This window comes from Salinivibrio socompensis S35 (assembly GCF_000513715.1).
GTDB lineage: Bacteria > Pseudomonadota > Gammaproteobacteria > Enterobacterales > Vibrionaceae > Salinivibrio > Salinivibrio socompensis.
The window spans coordinates 1-1,456 of record NZ_AQOD01000218.1; the positions used below are offsets into that span (position 1 = coordinate 1).

The 1,456-nt window shown below is 44.6% G+C and carries 1 protein-coding gene and 3 pseudogenes; 2 read left to right on the forward strand and 2 right to left on the reverse strand.

Going from position 1 to position 1,456, the window contains the following annotated elements; genetic code table 11:
• Together DZ54_RS0117085 and DZ54_RS24545 are read left to right on the forward strand one after the other, a co-directional pair.
• A pseudogene (locus DZ54_RS0117085) lies at window positions 1–438 on the forward strand (IS66 family transposase); the annotation flags it as partial.
• A 28-nt stretch (window positions 439–466) separates the two neighbouring features.
• Window positions 467–631, forward strand: a pseudogene (locus tag DZ54_RS24545) (IS256 family transposase); the annotation flags it as partial.
• Between the two features lie 3 nt (window positions 632–634).
• On the opposite strand, the gene DZ54_RS0117090 reads toward DZ54_RS24545, so the two are convergent.
• Together DZ54_RS0117090 and DZ54_RS26545 are read right to left on the reverse strand one after the other, a co-directional pair.
• On the reverse strand, window positions 635–1,144 hold the full coding sequence (locus DZ54_RS0117090) for a hypothetical protein (protein ID WP_025675425.1): 510 nt from the start codon (window positions 1,142–1,144) through the stop codon (window positions 635–637).
• A gap of 140 nt (window positions 1,145–1,284) precedes the next feature.
• Window positions 1,285–1,456, reverse strand: a pseudogene (locus DZ54_RS26545) (IS4 family transposase); the annotation flags it as partial.

Below are 1,456 nucleotides of genomic sequence, written 5' to 3' on the forward strand. Positions count from 1 at the left end.
GAAACACTTATCGGCCGAGGCCCGGCAACAACTCAGACAGCAAGAAAGTCTGCCCCTGTTAAATGACTTTAACGCTGGCTTGATAGCCTGCATGTGTTACCCAAAGGCGCCTTAGGCCAAGCCATCACGTATGCGAAAAATCAGTGGCCCAAGCTGCTGACCTATCTGGAAGATGGCCGCATTAGCATCGATAACAATGTGACAGAGCGAGACATCCGCCCGTTCGCCACGGGTCGAAAGAACTGGATGTTCTCGACATCTGTCGGTGGTGCAAAAGCGAGTGCCAATCTGTATAGCTTGGTGATGACATGCCGTGCCAATGACATCAATCCCTATTATTACTTCCGGCACCTGTTCACTGAATTACCTAAGCGCTCGCCATCGGACGATATGTCAGATCTGATGCCGTGGTGTGTGGAACTCAGTGATGTCGAGTAGGCGCTCACCGGTTTATTAACCGCTTACAACCAAAGGGGGCTTTCCAAACGAAAATAGTTTGCTGAAATTATTGTATGCAGGGATACTAAAAGCGTCTGAGCGATGGACACATCCGGTGCAGAATTGGAACCTCACACTGTCGCAGTTGGCAATCCATTTTGAGGGTCGACTGGATGATCACATCGCGCTATGATTTTTAGCTGACACAGAATATTGAACACCCTCCATTCTCACTCGCTGCGCAATCGACGATGTCCATACCAACACCACCGCCATACTCTTGTCTTACTTTGCCATGCTCTTGAACCAAATGACCTAATTCATGGAAAAACAACCACGTAATACCACTAATGAACATGTTTTTTTTGCAATCTTCTAAAGAGGATTCAGATGACAAAACTTCTGGATAATCAAAGTCTTGAAATATGATATCGAACTTGTCATTGTCAATGCCACTTTCAATATATTTGAAGTAACTTTCTACATCTCTGTATAGTAGTACAGCCGTTTCATATGTTAACCCTACATAATGTTTGGGCGTATTTTCATCTGCAATGTCGACAGCAGCCCAAGCATAGAAAACTTCTTTCGTACTCCAGCTTACAGATATTTCACCATTAATATCTTTATACAAGCCATCATTTAGATCGTCGACGATCGTTGAAAATACTTGGCATGTAAGATCTATAATTTCTTCAACTAACAAAGGATTCACCTGTATTTAATGATATCTGAGCAACTAACGCCCGGCTAAGGGGTTGACAACGCACCACCGAACTCAAAAAACACACTGTAAACCCTGAATTTCAATTTTGCACTAAAGTCGCCACGCGCTGAGAGATCCCCTCATAAATCCGCCAATGCATAGCCCTCTTTTAAGAGCTGCTGGGCTAGAACCACAGCCGCAGCTAAGAGGTGTTGAGTTATAATTTCGTAGTCTGGTCGCCTGAGGACTTCCATACCTAACCGGACGGTAGACAGGACATTTCGATTTCTGACTGTATTCGCTTGAAAGTGC